This is a genomic window from Pseudomonas sp. (assembly GCF_037994325.1).
Lineage (GTDB): Bacteria > Pseudomonadota > Gammaproteobacteria > Pseudomonadales > Pseudomonadaceae > Aquipseudomonas.
This window is the reverse complement of record NZ_JBBNAH010000425.1, coordinates 1-2,000: the sequence shown is the minus strand read 5'-3', so window position 1 is coordinate 2,000 and position 2,000 is coordinate 1. Positions and strand designations below refer to the sequence as shown.

Below are 2,000 nucleotides of genomic sequence, written 5' to 3'. Positions count from 1 at the left end.
CCTTTATGATTCCGATGTTTTACCTGCTGGTAGAAAGTGCGGCGGCGCGGTTAAGCAAAAACAAACCCAAGCCAAGTAGCGATAGCACCCCGCCAGTGCAGCCTTGAAGTCCGTCCATAGGGTGTGCCGCTCCGCGTAAGGTTTGCACACCTGGCAATCTTGCGTGTGTGCCCTGGTGCGCACAGCACACCCTACGGGACCGCGTCGTGATGCGACGAGGTGGCCAAGATCGTTAGCCGGCTAATGGTGTACCATCACCGACCCGCTGCGCAGGGAGTGGCGCGCTTTTTCAGCCGTTGTCGGATTGTTCATGAATTTACGTATTTTGCTGATTCTGGGTGCCCTTAGCGCCTTCGGCCCCTTGGCCATCGACTTTTATCTGCCTAGCTTCCCCACCTTGGCCCATGCCTTTGGCACGGATGTCGAGCATATCCAGCTGACCCTGGCGGCGTACTTCAGTGGCTTGGCTATCGGTCAACTGGTCTACGGCCCGTTGACCGACCGCTTTGGTCGTCGGCTGCCGCTGCTGGCCGGCGTGGTGCTGTTTACCCTGGCTTCGTTTGCCTGCGCCATGGCGCCGAACCTTGAGTGGCTGATTGGTGCGCGCTTCGTTCAGGCCCTGGGCGGCTGCGCCGGCATGGTGATTTCCCGTGCGGTGATTCGTGACTTGTGTGACCCGCTGGCCTCGGCCAAGGCCTTTTCCCAATTGATGCTGGTGATGGGCGTGGCGCCGATTCTTGCGCCCTTTGGTGGCGGCGTGCTGCTTAACCTGTTTGGTTGGCAGTCGATTTTTTACTGCCTGACCGGCTTTAGCGTGTTGTGTCTCTTGGGTGTGGCGCTGTGGTTGCCTGAGACCATTCCTGCCGGTGAACGTCCGCCGCTTAGCGGGGCTTTTGGCCAATACTGGCGCCTGCTCGGCGACGGTCAGTTTATGGGCCATGCCCTCACGGGCGGTGTGGCGATGGCGGGGATGTTTGCTTATATCGCCGGCTCGCCTTTCGTGTTTATCGAGCTCTATGGGGTGCCGGCCGAGCACTACGGCTGGCTGTTCGGCGGCAATGCGGCGGGTTTTATTCTGACTGCGCAGATCAACGCGCGGCTGTTACGTCATCACGGGCCGGGCTACTGGCTGGTGCGGATTATCTGGCTGTACCTGATCTTCGCCCTGATTCTGCTGGCGGTCACCGCGCTGCGCCCGGCACAGTTGTGGCCGCTGATGCTGCCGCTGTTCTGCTTTATCGCCAGCCTCGGCTGCATTATTCCCAACGCTTCGGCCTGCGCCATGGCCGGGCAGGGTAGCCACGCCGGCAGTGCTTCGGCGCTACTGGGGTGTTTGCAATTTACCGTGGCGGCCGGAGCGGCCAGTTTGGTCGGCCTGCTGCACGACGGCAGCGCCATGCCGATGGCGCTGGTGATCAGTGGCTGTGGGGTGCTGGCGTTGCTGCTGGCGCAGGTCACCGCGCGTAGCGCCAAGAACGTGCCGTTCGGCGTGCTTTAGCCGGCGGCGCGTTGCTCATGTTGGGGTAATTGGTGCGGCGCCCGAAGGCGTGCTTCAAGGGTATTTACGAATTCGCGGGCTTGCGCCTCGCTGCGGAAACTCACCGCATGTTGGTCCATGCGTACTTGCCAAAGCGGGCCTTGCGGCGTGGAGAGCGTACGGATAAAAACGTTCATGCCTGCCTCCTGCGGTTGGAATAAGTCAAAGAAGTTGCAGTCTAGCCCTGGTCCGTGAATTTTCTTTGATCCTCTCCAGCCGCGCGACACACGGTCAGATGGCCGGCACATTCTAGGGAGTGCTGTGCGCACCCGCGGCGCACGGCACACCCGCAGCGTTAAAAGCTTTCCAACACAATCTTGCCCTTGGCCTTGCCGCTTTCCAGCAGGGCATGGGCGCGGCGCAGGTTGGCGGCGTTGATGCTGCCGAAGTGTTCGCCCACGGTGGTTTTCAAGGTGCCGGCGTCGATCAGTTCAGCCACTTGGTTAAGCAGGCGGTGCTGCTC

Annotated in this window: 3 protein-coding genes; 1 reads left to right on the top strand and 2 read right to left on the bottom strand. The window is 61.1% G+C overall.

Features of this window, described 5'->3' with window-relative positions; all coding sequences use genetic code 11:
- The first annotated feature begins 310 nt into the window (after positions 1-310).
- On the top strand, positions 311-1,498 hold the full coding sequence (locus tag AAAB16_RS14350; RefSeq protein WP_340663920.1) for a multidrug effflux MFS transporter: 1,188 nt from the start codon (positions 311-313) through the stop codon (positions 1,496-1,498).
- Here the strand turns inward: AAAB16_RS14350 and AAAB16_RS14345 are convergent.
- Both AAAB16_RS14345 and AAAB16_RS14340 read right to left on the bottom strand, forming a co-directional pair.
- Positions 1,495-1,674, bottom strand: a complete 180-nt coding sequence (locus AAAB16_RS14345; protein WP_340663919.1) for a hypothetical protein — start codon at positions 1,672-1,674, stop codon at positions 1,495-1,497. The two genes, AAAB16_RS14350 and AAAB16_RS14345, sit on opposite strands and share 4 nt — an antisense overlap.
- A 158-nt stretch (positions 1,675-1,832) precedes the next feature.
- Positions 1,833-2,000: zinc-binding dehydrogenase (locus tag AAAB16_RS14340; RefSeq protein WP_340663921.1), on the bottom strand; the 168-nt coding region annotated here is incomplete at its 5' end.

Excerpts from the sequence above, each read along its gene's own strand:
- AAAB16_RS14350 (WP_340663920.1), top strand. The coding sequence starts at position 311 with ATGAATTTACGTATTTTGCTGATTCTGGGTGCCCTTAGCGCCTTCGGC.
- AAAB16_RS14345 (WP_340663919.1), bottom strand. The coding sequence starts at position 1,674 with ATGAACGTTTTTATCCGTACGCTCTCCACGCCGCAAGGCCCGCTTTGG.